This window comes from Streptomyces sp. NPDC000348 (assembly GCF_042898795.1).
Classification (GTDB): Bacteria; Actinomycetota; Actinomycetes; order Streptomycetales; family Streptomycetaceae; genus Streptomyces.
Genome location: NZ_JBIAZD010000013.1, coordinates 88,518 through 105,145, shown reverse-complemented (window position 1 = coordinate 105,145; position 16,628 = coordinate 88,518). Strand labels below are relative to the sequence as shown.

Below are 16,628 nucleotides of genomic sequence, written 5' to 3'. Positions count from 1 at the left end.
GCGGGCGCGCCAACTGGACTGGCTGGACAGGGAGTACATCCTAGGGAGCCGCGAAGGGGCCGTGCCAGCCCGTTGGGGAACGTCGCCCGGAGGGAAGGGCGTGTCGATCGCCCGGAATAACTCCGAGTATCCTATTGTGTACCCAGCGTGAGAGTACTTGCGCTCCGGAGGAGGGGTACTCGCGGGGCGACGCCGTTTCCCCGTGGGAGGTCGGACCTTGGACAGCTCGACGGACCGGATCGCGAACCCCTGGGGGGCGCGTACCCCCTACGTGCCCGGCACCCCCTGGCCGGTCCGCACCGACATGCACCTGGCGGAGGGGGTCACGGAGGAGGACGTGGAGCGGTGGGTGCGGTCCGCCTCCCTCCTGCACTCCAACGGGGACGCGCTGGACATCGCGGTGCGCGGGGGGCGCATCGTGGGCGTGCGGGGCCGCGCGGTCGACCGGGTGAACCGCGGCCGGCTCGGCCCCAAGGACCTCTACGGCTGGCAGGCCAACCACTCGCCGGACCGCCTCACCCGGCCCCTCGTCCGGGAGGACGGACGGCTGGTCGAGTCGGACTGGGACACCGCCATGGACCGGATCACGGCCCGCACCAGGACCCTGCTCGACGAACGCGGCCCCGGCTCCGTCGGCTTCTACACCACCGGACAGCTCTTCCTGGAGGAGTACTACACCCTCGCCGTCCTCGCCCACGTCGGCATCCGCACCAACCACCTCGACGGCAACACCCGGCTGTGCACGGCGACGGCCGCCGAGGCCCTCAAGGAAACCTTCGGCTCCGACGGCCAGCCCGGCTCGTACGAGGACGTCGATCACGCCGACACGATCGCCCTGTTCGGGCACAACGTGGCGGAGACCCAGACGGTGCTGTGGATGCGGATGCTGGACCGGCTGGAGAGCTCCGACCCGCCCCGGCTGCTGTGCGTCGACCCCCGGCACACCCCCGTCGCCCGCCGCGCCGACGTCCACCTGGCACCGCGTCCCGGCACCAACGTCGCGCTGCTCAACGCGCTGCTGCACGAGATCATCCGCACCGGCCGGACCGACCGCGCCTACATCGACGCGCACACCGTCGGCTTCGGCGAACTCGCCGCCCGCGTCGAGCGGTGCACCCCGAAGTGGGCGGCGGAGATCTGCGACGTCCCCGCCGCGCAGATCGAACGGGCGGCGGAACTCCTCGGCGACGCGCGGCGGCTGCTGTCCACCGTCCTGCAGGGCGTCTACCAGTCCCACCAGGCCTCCGCCGCCGCCGTCCAGGTCAACAACCTGCACCTGATCCGGGGCATGCTGGGCCGCCCCGGCTGCGGGCTGCTCCAGATGAACGGCCAGCCCACCGCGGAGAACACCCGCGAATGCGGCGCGAACGGCGACCTGCCGGGCTTCCGCAACTGGCAGAACGACCGGCACGTGGCGGAACTCGCCGAGATCTGGAACGTCGAGCCGGACGACATCCCGCACTACGGCCCGCCCACCCACGCCATGCAGATCTTCCGCTACGCCGAGCAGGGCTCGCTGGGCATGCTGTGGATCACCGGCACCAACCCGGCCGTCTCCCTGCCCGAACTCGCCAGGATCCGCTCGATCCTCGCGCGGGAAAGCCTCTTCGTGGTGGTGCAGGACCTGTTCCTCACCGAGACCGCCCAGCTCGCCGACGTCGTCCTGCCGGCCGCGACCTGGGGCGAGAAGACCGGCACCTTCACCAACACCGACCGCACCGTGCACCTGTCGGAGAAGGCCGTCGAACCGCCGGGGGAGGCCCGGCCCGACCTCGACATCTTCCTCGACTTCGCCGCCCGCATGGACTTCCGCGACAAGGACGGCGGCCCGTTGATCGGCTGGCGGGACCCGCAGGGCGCGTTCGCCGCGTGGCAGCGGTGCAGCGCCGGGCGCCCCTGCGACTACACCGGACTCAGCTACGACAAGCTGCGGCACGGCAGCGGCATCCAGTGGCCCTGCACCGAGGACGCCCCCGACGGCACCGCCCGTCTCTACACCGACGGCATCACCCACGCCCACCCCGACCGGTGCGAGAGCTACGGCAGGGACATGGTGACCGGCGCGACCGTCACCCCGGTCGAGTACCGCTCCCTCAACCCGGACGGCAAGGCGGTGATCAAGGCCGCCGAATACCTCCCGCCCCACGAGGACGCCTCGCCCGAGTACCCCCTCCAGCTGATCACCGGCCGCACCGTGTACCACTTCCACACCCGCACCAAGACCGGCCGGGCGCCCGAGCTCAACGCCGCCGCACCGGACGTGTGGGCCGAGATCTCACCCGCGGAGGCCGCCGTGCAGGGCCTGTCCGACGGCGACCTGGTCCAGGTCACCACCCCGCGCGGAGCCGTCCGGGCCCGGCTGCGGACCACCGCGATCCGCGACGGCGTGGTGTTCGTGCCCTTCCACTACGGCTACTGGGACACCCCGGAGGGCCACCGGCCGCCCGACGACGCACCCGGCCGGGCCGCCAACGAGACCACCGTCACCGACTGGGACCCGGTCTCCAAGCAGCCCCTGTTCAAGACGGCCGCGGCCCGCGTGACGCTGGTCGCCCGACGCGGCGCGGGGCAGGGCACCGGCGGCGACGGCACCAAGGCGGCGGGGAGCGGCTCATGAGCGGCATCGGCATCACCCTGCGCACCCTGCACGACGGCGAACGGGACCTGGAGCAGGACCTGCTGGCCGCCGCCGAACGCCATCGCGCCGAGCACGAGTTCCACCACGTCGCCACCGACGTCGCCCGCTGGTCCAGGGAGCACGCCACGCGGCTCGCCGCCCTCGGCCACGACCACGGCGTCCGTCTCCCCGGTCCCCGCGACCACCCCTCGCCCGGAGCGCTCGCCGCCCTGCGGGAAAAGGCCTCGCAGGCCCTCGGACGCCGCCCGGAGACGGGCCTGCTCCTCCTGCACGACCTGCGCGACCTGCACCTGGCCGCCGCGCGCAACTCACTCCACTGGGAGATGCTCGCCCAGGCGGCACAGGCCACCCGGGACCGGCAGCTGCTGGAGCTGGTCTCCTCCTGCCATCCCCGGACCCTCCGCCAGATGCGCTGGACCAACACGATGATCAAGGTGCTGTCGCCGCAGCTCCTCGTCAGCGCGTAACCGGCACGGGTGACGGTCCCCGCCGGGGTCTGCACCGGCGCCGGTGCCCCGCTATCGTCGGTTTCGTCCCCAGGGGACGTTCCTCGCCGGCGTCACCGGCGGCCGGCCATCCGCGGGAGGCACGCATGGACGACTACTACGACCTCGGCGACCACCACCGGCCCGTGACGACCTCCTCCGCCGAGGCCCAACTCTGGTTCGACCGCGGGCTGGTGTGGACGTACGCGTTCAACCACGAGGAGGCGGTCGCCTGCTTCGGGAAGGCGGCCGAGGCCGACCCGGACTGCGCCATGGCCCACTGGGGCATCGCCTACGCCCTCGGCCCCAACTACAACAAACCCTGGGAGGCCTTCGGCGACGGCGAACTCGTCGACGCCGTCGCACGCACCCACGGGGCGGTGGAGCGGGCGCACGAGAAGGCCGCGCACGCCACCCCCGTCGAGCGGGCCCTCATCGAGGCCCTGCGCGCCCGCTACCCGCAGGCGGAGGCCCCACAGGACTGCTCGGTGTGGAACGAGCCCTACGCGGACCGGATGCTCGCCGTGTACGAGAACGCCCCCGGCGACCCGGACGTGGCCGCGCTCTGCGCCGACGCCCTGATGAACCTCACCCCCTGGCAGCTGTGGGACCTGCGGACCGGCCGTCCGGCCGACGGCGCCCGCACCCCGGAGGCCAAGGCCGTCCTCGACGGCGCGCTCGCCACCGCCGCGGGCGCCCGGCACCCCGGCGTCCTCCACCTGTACATCCACCTGATGGAGATGTCCCCCACGCCGGAGGCCGCCCTCACCGTCGCCGACCGGCTGCGCGGCGCCGTGCCCGACGCCGGGCACCTGCACCACATGCCCTCGCACCTGGAGGTGCTCTGCGGCGACTACCGCCGGGTCGTCTCCGACAACACCGTCGCCGTCGCCGCCGACGAGAGGTACCTCGCGCGGGCCGGCGCCATGAACTTCTACACGCTCTACCGGGCCCACAACCACCACTTCAGGATCTACGGCGCCATGTTCGCCGGCCAGTCGCAGGTGGCCCTGGACGCCGCCGCGCGGCTCGAGGCCGCCGTCCCCGAGGAGCTCCTCCGGGTGCAGAGCCCGCCCATGGCCGACTGGCTCGAGGGGTTCCTCGCGATGCGCGTCCACGTCCTGATCCGCTTCGGCCGCTGGGACGACATCCTGGCGCTGCCGTTCCCCGCGGACCCGGAGCTGTACTGCGTGACCACCGCCATGCTCCACTACGCACGGGGCGTCGCCCTCTCCGCGGCCGGCGACACCGACCGGGCCGAGGCCGAGCGGGACGGCTTCCGCGCGGCCGTGCGCCGCGTCCCCGGGACCCGGACGCTGTTCAACAACACCTGCCACGACGTCCTCTCCATCGCGTCGGCGATGCTGGACGGCGAACTCGCCTACCGCAAGGGCGAGTACGACACCGCCTTCGCCGCGCTGGAGCGGTCGATCGAACTGGACGACAACCTGCCCTACGACGAGCCCTGGGGCTGGATGCAGCCCACCCGGCACGCCTACGGGGCGCTGCTGCTGGAGCAGGGCCGCGTCGAAGAGGCCGAAGCCGTGTACCGGGCCGACCTCGGTCTCGACGGCACGCTGCCCCGTCCCCTGCAGCACCCGGGCAACGTCTGGGCACTGCACGGGTTCCACGAGTGCCTGCTGCGCACCGGGAGGACCGGGGAGGCGGCGATCATCGCCCAGCAGCTCAAGCAGGCGACCGCGCTGGCGGACGTACCCGTCGAGGCGTCCTGCTTCTGCCGGCTGGAGCCCCACCGGCCGGTGACCTCGGGCGCGGACCGCCCCTGCCACTGAACCGGCCCGTCCGGGCCGGTTCAGCGAGCCGGACGGCGTCCGGCCTCAGCTCGCCTCGACGACGTCCTGGAACGTCTTCATGCAGGAGAAGCAGTGCCGGTCCGTCACATGCCGACGAGTCGACTCGTCCTGCTTCTCCACTCCGCAGAGCGTGGATGACTTGTCCGACGTGAGGACATGCCACACCAGCTCCCCCGAAGTGTCTGCACCGCACCACATCTCGTGCATTTCCAGCTCCCTCCGGGTAGGCATGGAGGCCGCTTCCATACGAGCACGGCCCGCGCCCGGAGGGCTCGTCCGGTGATCCGTTCGGGTGATGTGCGGGGCCGGGACGCATACCGGCGGTGCCGGCCGGGGGAAGAACGGCCGCCGGACGGTCCCGTCCGGGCCGGGGGCCGCGCCCACGTCCACGACACGGCGCGGGTCCCCGCCGAAGAGCCGGGAGCGGCGCGGGCCGTCTGCGCGCGGCGCGGTCACCGCCGGCGCCGACTCCGGCGGTGACCGCGCCTGCCCGTGTACCCCCGCTCCACACCGGCATGCCGTGCGCGCGGGCACGGCTGCCTCCGGGCGCCCGGGCCCGCCCGGAGCCCCGTGGTCCGCCACCCGGGACGCCCGCCGCGGCGCACGAGACCGGTGAGATTGCCGGTCCGCACCGGCCCCCTCCTCTCCGACAGTGGCACCGCCAGTCAATCGGCGGCGCCCCCGGCCGGGGCACGGCCCCCACCACGCCGTGATCCCGGTGCACCGGCCGGGCGGCCCGCTGCGACAGAGAGGACCACTCGCCGTGCAGCAGCACCCCCACACCAGCAGGCGCAGGACCGGCAGGCTCGCCGCACTGACCGCGGCGGTCGCCGCCCTCGTCGGTCTCACCACCCTGGGCGGTCCCGGCGCCCAGGCGGCCGACAACCCCTACGAGCGCGGCCCGGCACCCACCGAATCGAGCATCGAGGCGCTGCGCGGCCCGTACGCCGTGTCGGAGACCTCCGTCTCCTCGCTGGCCGTCACCGGCTTCGGCGGAGGCACCATCTACTACCCGACCAGCACCGCCGACGGCACCTTCGGCGCGATCGCCGTCTCGCCCGGATTCACCGCCTACCAGTCCTCCATCGCCTGGCTGGGCCCGCGCCTGGCCTCCCAGGGCTTCGTGGTGTTCACCATCGACACCAACACCACGCTCGACCAGCCCGACTCCCGCGGCGACCAGCTGCTCGCCGCGCTGGACTACCTCACCCAGCGCAGCGCGGTCCGCGGCCGCATCGACAGCAGCCGGCTCGGCGTCATGGGCCACTCGATGGGCGGCGGCGGAACCCTCGAAGCCGCCAAGGACCGGCCCTCGCTCCAGGCGGCGATCCCGCTGACGCCCTGGAACCTCGACAAGACCTGGCCCGAGGTCCGGACCCCCACGCTCCTCTTCGGGGCCGACGGCGACACGGTCGCCCCGGTCTCCAGCCACGCCGAGCCCCTCTACACCGGCCTGCCGTCCTCCCTGGACCGGGCCTACATCGAGCTGAACGGCGCCACCCACTTCACGCCCAACACGTCGAACACGACGATCGCGAAGTACAGCGTCTCCTGGCTGAAGCGGTTCATCGACAACGACACCCGCTACGAGCAGTTCCTGTGCCCGCTGCCCCGGCCGAGCCTGACGATCGAGGAGTCCCGGGGCAACTGCCCGCACACCTCCTGAGATCCCCGGCTCCCGCCGGACGGCCACCCGGTGGCGGCCCGCGTCCGACGCGGGCCGCCACCGGAGTTGTGCGCGTGCACCGCCGGGCGCCGGGCGTCCTGTGGCCCGGCACATATGTGGACGCGCCGCTTCCACCCCACCTTACGCGTAAGTAACATCGAGTGGGTGACCCGACAGACGACTCCGCGGCGGCAGGCGGTCCACCGGCTGCTGGACGGGCTGCGCACCGACGGCGGCGTCCGCGTCGTGACCGGTGAACCCGGCTGCGGCCGCACGGCGTTCCTCGAGTACGCCGCCGCCTCCTTCCGCGCCGGACCGGTGTGGCACGTACGCGCCGGGTCCGGCCGTACCGCACCTCCGCTGAGCGGCCTGCACACCTTGCTGCGTGCCGCCGGCCGTACCGTGCGGGCCGCCGGGGACGGCACGGCGGGGGAGACGCTGTTCGACGTCCTGCGGGCGGCGGCCGGCGCGTCGCCGCTCCTGGTGTGCGTGGACGACGCGCACCTGTGGGACGCCGCGTCCCGCGCCGCGCTGGGGCACGCCGCCGCGCGGGTGCGTGCGGCGGGGGTCCGGGCGGGGCTGCTTCTCACGGTTCCCGGACACCGGCCCGTCGACCGGGAGCTGGCGGCACTGCCCGTGCTGCGGCTGGGCCCGCTGGCACCCGGGGACGCGGCCCGTGTGGTCGACGAGGCGACCGGCGGCGCCGTCGACCCCGGCGTGCGCGAGGAGCTGGTGACGGCGGCCGAGGGCAATCCCGCGCTGCTGCTGGCGCTGGTCCACCGGCTGTCGCCCGCCCAGCTCGGCGGGCGCCGGGCGCTGCCCCGGCCGCTGGCCGACGGGGAGGTCCTCACCGGGGTGGTCGGCGGGTGCCTGACCGACGGACCGCCGGACGGAGCCGGTCTGCTGCTGACGACGGCGGCCGCCGTGCGCGCGACGGGGGAACCGGACGCCGACGCGGACCTCGTACGGCGGGCGGCCGGGACCGGCGCGGCACGGCCGTTGCCCGAGGTACTGGTCCTGGCCGAGGGGCGCCTGCGGTTCCGCAGCGCGCTGCTGGGCCGGGCGGTGTACGCCGGCGCACCGCCCGAGCGGCGCCGTGCCGCGCACCGCGCACTGGCCGCGTGCCTGGCGGGCACCGGTACGGACGGCGTCCGCGCGCTGCTGCACCGCTCCCGGGCCGTCACGGGCCCCGCCCCCGGCCTCGCGGCCGAACTCGCGGCGGCGGCGGGCTCCGCGCCGCCGGACCTGCGCAGCAGGGCGCTCACTCGCGCCGCCGAGCTGACGCCGGACGAGGCGGAGCGGGCACACCGCTACACCGCCGCCGCGGCACAGGCCCTGCTGGCCGGGCACTCTCCCGAGGCCCTGCGCCTGCTCGACACCGCCCGGAGCCGCCCGGCCCCCGCGTCCGTACGCGGCGGCGCGGAACTCCTGCGGGGCGCGGTGCTCCTCGCCGACGGGCCGGTGGACGACGCCCGTGAGTCCTTCCTGCTGGCCGCGGGTCTGCTCGCCCGGGCCGACCACGAGGCCGCCGGGGAGGCGATCCTGGGAGCGGCGGACGCCGCATGGGCGGCGGGCGACCCGGACTCCTGCCTCCAGATCCTCGCGGCCCCCGCCACGCACACACCGACCGCCGGGATCCGGGCCACCGGCTCCGGCGCGCGATCCGTCGGCGCCGGGACGGCCGTGGGGGCCGGCGCCGGGTCCCGGACGCCCGCGCACGCCGGTCCCGGGGCGCAGGGCCCGGCCGGCGGGGCCCCCGTCGTGGGCGGTGCCGGGCGGGCGGCCGTCGGCGGGGCCCCCGGTGCGGCGGTGAGGGCCGGCCGGGCTGTCCTCGGCGGGGGGACGCCGGGGGCCGGCTCCGCGGGCGGTGCGGGAGCCGCCGGTGGTGACGCGGCTGGTGCCGCGCCGCGTTCCGGGCTGCACCGGGATCACCGGGACGGGATGCGGGCCGTGCTCCTGGGGCGGTTCGACCGTGCCGCCGGCCCGCTGCGGCGGGTGGTCGAGCGGGGGCTGTCCGGCGACGAGCCCGAGCCGCTCCTGCGGTCCGCCTCCGCCGCGCTCATGCTCGGTGACGTGACCGCCGCCCGCCGCGCCGGCGCACGGGCACGCGCCGCGGCCCGCACCCTCGGCCGCGCCGCCCTCGAACCGAGGGCGCTGGAGTACCTGGCCTACGCCGAACTGCGGGCCGGCCGCCACCAGCTCGCCCGGACCCATGCCGAGGAGGGGCTGCGCACCGCGTCGCGGACCGGGCAGCGGAACACGGCCGCCCACCACCACGCGGCACTGGCGCTCGCCGCGTCCATCGAGGGGGAGCGGGAGATCGTCGCCGAGCACGTCGCCGCGGCCCTGTGCACCGCCGGCCGGCACGGACTCGCGCAGGCCGCGACGCTCGCCCAGTGGGCCGCGGCCCGCGCCGACCTCGGCGCCGGCCGTCCCCGCGAGGCCGCGGACCGGCTGGGCCCCCTGGTCCGACCCGGTGCCCGCCGCGGCCACTTCGCGGTGTGGATGCTCGCCGTCCCCTGCTTCGTGGAGGCCACCGCACTCGCCGGACACCCCGAGCACGCGGTCACGGCCGTCGAGGAGTTCGCCCTGTGGGCCGCCTGCGGGGCCGACCCGCAGGCCCCCGCCCAGCTCCTGCGCTGCCGCGCCCTCCTGGCCACCCCGGACGCGGCCGACACCCTGTACCTGCGTGCCCTGGACCGCCACGAGGAGACGGCCGGAGACTTCGAACGGGCACGCACGGCACTGCTCTACGGCAAGTGGCTGCGGCGCAGACGCCGGCTGCGCGAGGCGCGCGACCGTCTCGGGGAGGCGCTGATGGGCTTCGAGCGCTGCGGCGCGCACCTGTGGGCGCAGCAGGCCGCCGCCGAGTCGCGGGCGGGCGGTGCGGCCCCCGGCCGGCCGGGGGCCGGGGAGGTGTCCCGGCTGACCCCGCAGCAGCTGCGTATCGCACGGCGCGTCGCCGAGGGCGCCACCAACCGGGAGGTGGCCCTGAGCCTGTCCGTCAGCACCCGCACCGTCGACTACCACCTGCGGAACATCTTCGCCGTCCTGGGTGTCCGTTCCCGGGTCGAGCTGGTCCGCCTCGTCGAACAGGCGGAAAAGACCGGTGCACAACCCTAGGGACCGACCGGACGGTATGTCATCCTTCGGGACAGGACGAGTCCGATGGCGGCCGGCCCACGGGCTCCCCCGTACCGGCCGTGCGCCGATACGGGGACCGCCGCACGGGCACCGCCGGGAAGCCGACCCTGGGGGAGATGCGCGATGCGACACGCCGTACGGCCACGTACCCTGCCGCGCCCTGGACCCGTGCCCGCTCCGCGGCCCCGGACACCGCGCGTGCGGTCGCTGATCGACGCCGACGCGCTGCGCGTGCTGCACCGGGCCGCCCGCGTCCTGCTGGACGACCTGCCCCAGCTCACCGACCGGCTGGTCGCCGCACTGCAGGAACAGGAGCCCGCCTACCGGGCCGCGGTGGAGGGTGACGCCACCGAGACCTGGCAGGAGGCGCACCGTTCGCTGCGGCACAGCGTCTCCTCCCTGCTCGACCCGCGGGGCGCCCGTGACGCGGCGCGGCGCTGCACCTGGAGGATCGGCGCCACGCGCGCCGAGCAGGGGTTGCCGCTGGACGCCCTGCTGCACGCCTTCCGGCTGGGCGGCTCGCTGGTGTGGCAGGGCCTGGTCGACGAGACGTCCCGGAGGGCGCCCGAGGACGTACGGCTGCTGGTGCACGTGGCGTCCGACGTGTGGGACTTCGTCGACGAGCACTGCACCCTCGTCGCGGACGCCTACCGGCAGACCGAGCGACAGCTGGCCTGGCGGAGGGAGAACAGGGTGCGTCTGCTGGCCGCGGCCCTGCTGGACGGCACGAGCAGGATCGCCGACCTCCCCGAGGCCGCGCAGGCGCTGAACCTGCCCGAGGACGGGCGGTACGTGGTCGTCGCGGTCGCCGGCGGCCGCCCCACCGGCTGTCCCGGTGCCCAGGCGGACCCCGCTCCGGGTGTGCGCGCGCACTGGCACACGGGCGTGGACGCCGATTACGGCATCGTCCTGGTCGAGGACGGCACGGAGCCCGTCGTGCCCCGGGAGCAGGCGGCCGGGGCTCGGGTGGGCGTCAGCAGCGCGGTCGACGGGCTGTCCGCCGTGGGGGAGGCACGACGGCTGGCGGACACCGCGCTGAGCCTGTGCCCCGAGCAGGGCGGCACGGTCCATCTGACCGAGCACCTGCCGGCGGCGCTGGTGGTGTCGAGTCCCGAACTCGGCGCCGCGCTGGCCGAGCGGCTGCTCGGCCCGCTGGCCCACCTCGAACCCGCCGACGCGGAGGTGCTGCTGGACACCCTGGTCACCTGGCTGGCCTGCGACGGCTCGGCCCAGCGGGCCGGCCGGCGCCTGTACTGCCACCGCAACACCGTCCTCAACCGCCTCCGCCGCTACGAACAGCTCACCGGCCGCTCCCTCTCCCGCCCCTCCGACCTGATCGAGGTCAGCCTGGCCCTGACGGCCCGCACCCTCCTCCACCGCTGACCTCCCCGGGCACCCCGCCCCCTCCGCAACCAGCCGCACCCCCACACACAGCCGCGGGCAGCCGCACCGCCCCACGCGGCTACGGGCAGACGGCGCCGGGCCCCACGCGGCTGCGGACAGTCGTGCCTCCCCCAGTGCCTTGAAGGCCTGGGAGGGCGGGCGCCGGGGGTACCCCCTCTGGGGGAGGCACCCCGCCGGAAGCGGCGGGTGACACCCGGGCCCGGCGCCGCGGCTCCGGTGCCGTCGCCCCGGCCCCGGGCCTGGGCACCCGCACAACCCCCGCCCGCCCGCGTTGGTACGCCGCAGCGTACGGGCGTCGAGAGCTGTACCGCCCCTGAGCCCCCGTGCTGTCGTGAGCACCCCTTCCCCCGAAGCCGTGACCGCCCCGCGCGGCACGGCCCCGAGGAGTCGTGATGCCCGAAGCACCACCGGACGACCTGCCCGCCCTGCACGTCGAGAACGTCGACGTGACGTACGGGCGCGCGCTGTCCGCTCTCCGCTCCGTGTCCCTGACCGTTCCGCACGGCGCCGTCGTCGCCCTGCTCGGCGCCAACGGCGCCGGCAAGACGACCCTGCTGCGGGCCGTGTCCGGCACGCTGCGCCTGCACCGCGGCGCGATCACGGCCGGCCGTATCCGCTACGGCGAGACGGTGCTCGACGGCAAGGACCCCGTCGCGGCGGTACGCGCCGGAGTCGTCCAGGTCCCCGAGGGGCGGCGGGTGTTCGCCGGGCTCTCGGTCGACGAGAACCTGCGCTCCGGCGGCCTCGGGCTCGGCCGGCGCGGGCGCGCCCAGGTCCGGGAGGCCCGCGACCGGGTCTTCACGCTCTTCCCCCGGCTCGCCGAACGCACCCACCAGGCCGCCGGCCTGCTCTCCGGCGGTGAGCAGCAGATGCTCGCCATCGGCCGGGCCCTGATGGCCGCCCCGCGCCTGCTGCTCCTCGACGAACCCTCCCTCGGCCTCGCCCCGCAGATGGTGTACCGGATCGCCGAGGTGGTCCGTGAGATCAACGCCCAGGGCACCGCCGTACTCCTCGTCGAGCAGAACGCCGGCATGGCGCTCTCCCTCGCCGACCGGGCGCACGTCCTGGAGGTGGGCGAGACCCGGCTGTCCGGCCCCGCCGACGAACTCGCCCGCACCGACGCCGTGCGCCGCCTCTACCTGGGCGAGCCGGCAGAGGACCAGGGGGCGGCGTGACCGACCGCACCACTACCGCACCGCCCGTGCTCGACGTGCGGGACGTCACCGTGCGCTTCGCCGGACTCACCGCCCTCGACGGCGTCTCCTTCACCGTCGCCCCGGGGTCGGTGCACGCGCTCATCGGACCCAACGGCGCCGGCAAGTCGACCTGCTTCAACGTGCTCTCGGGGCTGTGCCGCCCGGCCGCCGGCACGGTGGCGCTCGGCGGCACCGAGCTCACCCGCCTCGCCCCGCACCGCATCGCCGCGCTCGGCGTGGCCCGCACCTTCCAGAACATCGTCACCACCCACGGCACCGTCGCCGACAACCTGATGCTCGGCCGTCACGCCCTGTCCCGCGCCGGGTTCGCCGCGAGCGCGCTGCGCCTGCCGGGCGCCGTGCGGGAGCAGCGCGAACACCTCGCCAGAGCGCGCGAGATCGCCGAACTCACCGGCCTCGGGGACCACTTCGGCAGCCCCGTCGCCCTGCTGTCGTACGGCGACCGCAAGCGCGTCGAACTCGCCCGCGCCCTCTGCCTGGAGCCCCGTGTGCTGCTCCTCGACGAGCCCGTGGCCGGCATGAACGCCGCCGAACGCGCCCGCACCGCCGAGGTGGTGGGCGAACTGCGCGCCGAACTCGGCCTGTCCGTCGTCCTCGTCGAGCACGACATGGGCCTCGTCATGCGCCTCGCCGACGACGTCACCGTGCTCGACTTCGGCAGGCCCATCGCCCACGGCACCCCCGACGAGGTCCGGCAGGACCCCGAGGTGCTGCGCGCCTACCTCGGCACCGACGCGACCGGGGAGGACGCGGCATGACGACATTCCTCGACAACATCCTCGGCGGACTGGCACTCGGTGCGGTCTACGCGCTGGTCGCCCTCGGCTTCGTCGTCATCTTCAGGGCATCCGGCGTCCTCAACTTCGCCCACGGCTCGCTGCTCCTGCTCGGCGGCTACCTCACCGCCGTCCTGCACGACGACCTCGGCTTCGCCGGGGCGCTCGCGCTGGCGATCCTCGCCACGGCAGCCCTCGCGGGCGCACTCGACCGGTTCCTGCTGCAACGCGGCGGCCAGGACGCCCACTCCGCCCATGTGCAGACCATCGTCACCATCGGCATCGACATCGTCCTGCTCACCGATCTGGCCCGGCGCATCGGCGGCGACCTGCTGTCCCTGGGCGACCCGTGGGGCGATGCGGTGACCGAGCTGGGCCCGGTGACCGTCGCCGACAGCCGGCTCGCCGCGATCGTGGTGTCGGCCGTGGTCATCGGCGGGGTGTTCGCGCTCTTCCGGTTCACCCCCTGGGGACTGTCCCTGCGGGCGGCGGCCGAGGACCTGGAGGCCGCCGCGCTCATGGGCGTACGGCTCGGCCGGGTGCGCGCCGGCGCCTGGTGCCTGGCGGGCGCGCTCGCCGCGCTGGCGGCCGTGTTCCTCGCCGCGTTCCCCGCGCCCGGACTGGAGCGCACCACCGGGCAGATCGCCCTCAACGCCTTCCCGGCGGCGATCCTGGGCGGCCTCGCCTCCCCGGCCGGCGCCCTCGCGGGCAGCCTGATCATCGGCCTGACCGAGGCACTCGTCGTCGGCTACCAGTCCGAACTGCACGTCCTCGGCGAGGGGTTCGGCGACGTCGCCCCGTACGCCGTGATGCTGCTCGTCCTGCTCGTACGGCCCACCGGGCTGTTCGGCGCGAAGGGAGCGGCCCGTGTCTGACCGACTCCTCGCCGCCCTCACCCGCCGCCGGGCCCCGCTCCTGCTGCTCGCCGTCCTCCTGTGCCTGCCGCCGTTCTACCTGGACGCCTTCTGGCTGCGCATCGGCCTGTTCTCCATGGCGGCCGCCATCGGCGCCACCGGCCTCGCCCTGCTCAGCGGCACCGCCGGACAGCTCTCCCTGGGCCACGCCTTCTTCCTCGCCGTCGGCGCCTACGGCTACACCTGGCTGGCCGGCGAACCCGGCCCGGGGCTGCCCCCGGCCCTCGCCGCGCTCCTCGCGGTACTGCTCGCCGGAGCGGCCGGCGGACTGTTCAGCCCCGTCGCCGCCCGGGTCAAGGGCATCTACCTGGGCATCGCCACCCTCGCGCTGGTCTTCCTCGGCCACCACGTCCTGCTGACCGCGGACTCCGTCACCGGCGGCTTCAACGGCCGCTCCGTGCCCCCGCTGAGCCTGGGCGGGTTCACCTTCGCGCAGAGCGACCCCGGACTGACCGTCCTCGGCGTCCCGTTCGGCGCAGAGGAACGGCTGTGGTTCCTGGGCCTGGCACTGTCCGCGTTCACCTGGTTCACCGCCCGCGGCCTGCTGCGCTCACGTCCCGGCCGGGCGCTGGCCGCCCTGCGCGACAGCGAGACCGCGGCCGCCGTGATGGGCGTCGACGTCGCCCGGCACCGGTCGGCGGCCTTCGTGGTGTCGTCGATGTACGCGGGCCTCGCGGGAGTGCTCCTGGCGCTCGCCTTCCGCCGCGTCGTCCCGGACTACTTCTCCCTCGCGCTCTCCGTCGACTACCTCGCCATGATCGTCATCGGCGGCCTCGGTTCCGTCGCCGGAGCCACCGCCGGCGCCGTCTTCGTCACCGCCCTGCCCCTGCTGATGACCCGGTACGCCGACCAGCTCCCGCTGGTGGCCGCCCCCGGCTCCGCCGAGGGCGCCGTGGGCCCCACCGAGGCGGCCCGCTACCTCTACGGCGCGGCGATCGTCCTGGTCCTGCTGTACGCCCCCGACGGGCTGCACGGCCTGGCGCGCCGGGTCCAAGGCCGCGTACGGCGCCGCCGGTCCCGTACCCCCGCCCCGGACACCGCCGTCCCCCCGCCTCCGCAACCGACCGCCGCCGCACGACCCAAGGAGCACACCCCGTGAACACCACGCACCGCACCCGCCGCGACCGGCACCGCACCACCGGGACCGTCCTCGCCGGCGCCCTCGCCCTGCTGCTCGCGGCCACCGGATGCAGCTCCAAGGCGGACGACGGCGACAAGGGCGGCGAGGCCGCCGACGGCCTCCGCACCGGACCCGGCGTCGGCGCCGACACCATCAGGCTGGGCGCCCTCACCGACCTGACCGGGCCCTACGCCACCCTCGGCAAGAGCATCGTGCAGGCCCAGCAGATGTGGGCCGACGAGACCAACGCCAAGGGCGGCATCTGCGACCGCACGGTGGAGATCGTCGTCAAGGACCACGGCTACGACGTGCAGAAGGCGGTCACCGCCTACGCCGACATCGCCCCGGACGTCGTGGCGCTGCCCCAGGTCATCGGCTCCCCGGTGGTCGCCGCGCTGCTCGACGACATCGAGCGGGACGAGGTGCTCACCTTCCCGCAGGCCTGGGCGGCCTCCCTGCTCGGCAAGGACGCCATCCAGGTCCTCGGCACCACCTACGACATCGACATGATCGCCGCCGTCGACTTCCTCACCCGCGCCAAGGGCCTGAAGAAGGGCGACACGATCGGCCACGTCTACTTCGAGGGCGACTACGGCGCCAACGCGCTGGAAGGCTCCACCTGGGCGGCCGGGAAGGCCGGACTGAAGGTGACCGGGCAGAAGATCAAGGCCACGGACACCGACCTGTCCGCCCAGGTGTCGGCCCTGCGCAAGGAGGGCGTGAAGGCCGTCCTGATCAGTGCCGGACCCGCGCAGACGGCCTCCCTGGTCGGCGTCGCGGCCTCCCGGGGCCTGAAGGTCCCCGTCGTCAGCAGCGCCCCCGGCTTCGCGCCCCAGCTGATGAAGACGCCCGCCGCGCCGGCGCTGGCGGCGATGCTCAACGTGGTCAGCGCGGCGCCCGCGGTCAGCTCCGATCTGCCGGGGGTGAAGAACATGGTGGCGGCGTACCGGAAGAAGTACCCGGACTCGCCGGTCGACTCCGGGGTGCTGTCCGGGTACAACGCCGCGCAGCTCATGGGCGCCGACCTGAAGAAGGCCTGCGAGGCGGGCGGCCTCACCCGTGAGGACGTCGTCAAGGCGCACCGTTCCCAGACGAACGCCGACACCGGCCTCGGCACCCCGCAGAACTTCTCCGACGTCGACCGCCCCGCGAGCGTCGAGGCGTACGTGCTCAAGCCCGACGCCGGGGCGGTCGGCGGCGTGGTGAACGCGGAGGACGCGCACGCGGTGCCGGGAGCCGAGGAGTACCTGTCCTCGCGCTGACGGCCGACGGCATCCCCGATGCCCCGGCGGCCCCCGGGGGGAGAGGAGGGGCGCCGGGGCGTCGTGCGCCCGGGCCGGGCCGGCCCCCACCCGGGTCGTCCGGGCCGGCCGCCGTCCGGCCCGGGCACTGCCCGAACCCCTCCGCGCGCGGTGCGGCCGCGCCCGCCCGGAAGGTGACGGACAGGCGG

The 16,628-nt window shown here is 75.1% G+C and carries 12 protein-coding genes; 11 read left to right on the top strand and 1 reads right to left on the bottom strand.

Annotated features, from left to right (window positions below; genetic code table 11):
* Positions 1 to 217 precede the first annotated feature (217 nt).
* The 3 genes from ACFY3N_RS24590 (at position 218) to ACFY3N_RS24580 (ending at position 4,916) form a co-directional block, all read left to right on the top strand.
* The gene (locus ACFY3N_RS24590) at positions 218 to 2,617 is read left to right on the top strand and encodes a molybdopterin oxidoreductase family protein (RefSeq protein ID WP_390818872.1); all 2,400 of its coding nucleotides are present in this window, start codon (positions 218 to 220) and stop codon (positions 2,615 to 2,617) included.
* Positions 2,614 to 3,105, top strand: a complete 492-nt coding sequence (locus ACFY3N_RS24585) for a hypothetical protein (RefSeq protein WP_390818871.1) — start codon at positions 2,614 to 2,616, stop codon at positions 3,103 to 3,105. The genes ACFY3N_RS24590 and ACFY3N_RS24585 overlap by 4 nt, the downstream gene beginning before the upstream one ends.
* Positions 3,106 to 3,230: 125 nt before the next feature.
* The gene (locus ACFY3N_RS24580; RefSeq protein ID WP_390818870.1) at positions 3,231 to 4,916 is read left to right on the top strand and encodes a tetratricopeptide repeat protein; all 1,686 of its coding nucleotides are present in this window, start codon (positions 3,231 to 3,233) and stop codon (positions 4,914 to 4,916) included.
* 45 nt (positions 4,917 to 4,961) lie between these two features.
* On the opposite strand, the gene ACFY3N_RS24575 is transcribed toward ACFY3N_RS24580, so the two are convergent.
* Positions 4,962 to 5,168 (bottom strand): hypothetical protein, encoded by a 207-nt coding sequence (locus tag ACFY3N_RS24575; protein WP_030821202.1) that lies wholly within the window; start codon positions 5,166 to 5,168, stop codon positions 4,962 to 4,964.
* 532 nt (positions 5,169 to 5,700) lie between these two features.
* Here ACFY3N_RS24575 and ACFY3N_RS24570 point away from each other — a divergent pair.
* The 8 genes from ACFY3N_RS24570 to ACFY3N_RS24535 all read left to right on the top strand — a co-directional run bounded on the left by ACFY3N_RS24570 (position 5,701) and on the right by ACFY3N_RS24535 (position 16,440).
* Complete coding sequence (locus tag ACFY3N_RS24570; RefSeq protein WP_390818869.1) at positions 5,701 to 6,603, top strand: alpha/beta hydrolase family protein; 903 nt, start codon at positions 5,701 to 5,703, stop codon at positions 6,601 to 6,603.
* Between the two features lie 165 nt (positions 6,604 to 6,768).
* Positions 6,769 to 9,726: a LuxR C-terminal-related transcriptional regulator gene (locus tag ACFY3N_RS24565; RefSeq protein WP_390818868.1), complete on the top strand. Its 2,958-nt coding sequence runs from the start codon at positions 6,769 to 6,771 to the stop codon at positions 9,724 to 9,726.
* Between the two features lie 144 nt (positions 9,727 to 9,870).
* Positions 9,871 to 11,130: a helix-turn-helix domain-containing protein gene (locus tag ACFY3N_RS24560; protein ID WP_390818867.1), complete on the top strand. Its 1,260-nt coding sequence runs from the start codon at positions 9,871 to 9,873 to the stop codon at positions 11,128 to 11,130.
* A 413-nt stretch (positions 11,131 to 11,543) separates the two neighbouring features.
* Positions 11,544 to 12,326, top strand: coding sequence for an ABC transporter ATP-binding protein (locus tag ACFY3N_RS24555; protein WP_390818866.1), 783 nt, complete (start codon positions 11,544 to 11,546; stop codon positions 12,324 to 12,326).
* Positions 12,323 to 13,126, top strand: coding sequence for an ABC transporter ATP-binding protein (locus ACFY3N_RS24550; RefSeq protein ID WP_390818865.1), 804 nt, complete (start codon positions 12,323 to 12,325; stop codon positions 13,124 to 13,126). The genes ACFY3N_RS24555 and ACFY3N_RS24550 overlap by 4 nt, the downstream gene beginning before the upstream one ends.
* Positions 13,123 to 14,019, top strand: coding sequence for a branched-chain amino acid ABC transporter permease (locus ACFY3N_RS24545; protein WP_390818864.1), 897 nt, complete (start codon positions 13,123 to 13,125; stop codon positions 14,017 to 14,019). Before ACFY3N_RS24550 ends, ACFY3N_RS24545 begins: the two co-directional genes overlap by 4 nt.
* Positions 14,012 to 15,157 (top strand): branched-chain amino acid ABC transporter permease, encoded by a 1,146-nt coding sequence (locus tag ACFY3N_RS24540; RefSeq protein ID WP_390818863.1) that lies wholly within the window; start codon positions 14,012 to 14,014, stop codon positions 15,155 to 15,157. Before ACFY3N_RS24545 ends, ACFY3N_RS24540 begins: the two co-directional genes overlap by 8 nt.
* The gene (locus tag ACFY3N_RS24535; protein ID WP_390818862.1) at positions 15,154 to 16,440 is read left to right on the top strand and encodes an ABC transporter substrate-binding protein; all 1,287 of its coding nucleotides are present in this window, start codon (positions 15,154 to 15,156) and stop codon (positions 16,438 to 16,440) included. The genes ACFY3N_RS24540 and ACFY3N_RS24535 overlap by 4 nt, the downstream gene beginning before the upstream one ends.
* The last annotated feature ends 188 nt before the right edge of the window (positions 16,441 to 16,628 follow it).

What these genes read in the sequence shown, in the direction of transcription:
- ACFY3N_RS24585 (WP_390818871.1), top strand. Translation starts at nt 2,614, where the DNA reads ATGAGCGGCATCGGCATCACCCTGCGCACCCTGCACGACGGCGAACGG.
- ACFY3N_RS24580 (WP_390818870.1), top strand. Translation starts at nt 3,231, where the DNA reads ATGGACGACTACTACGACCTCGGCGACCACCACCGGCCCGTGACGACC.
- ACFY3N_RS24575 (WP_030821202.1), bottom strand. Translation starts at nt 5,168, where the DNA reads ATGCCTACCCGGAGGGAGCTGGAAATGCACGAGATGTGGTGCGGTGCA.
- ACFY3N_RS24560 (WP_390818867.1), top strand. Translation starts at nt 9,871, where the DNA reads ATGCGACACGCCGTACGGCCACGTACCCTGCCGCGCCCTGGACCCGTG.
- ACFY3N_RS24555 (WP_390818866.1), top strand. Translation starts at nt 11,544, where the DNA reads ATGCCCGAAGCACCACCGGACGACCTGCCCGCCCTGCACGTCGAGAAC.
- ACFY3N_RS24545 (WP_390818864.1), top strand. Translation starts at nt 13,123, where the DNA reads ATGACGACATTCCTCGACAACATCCTCGGCGGACTGGCACTCGGTGCG.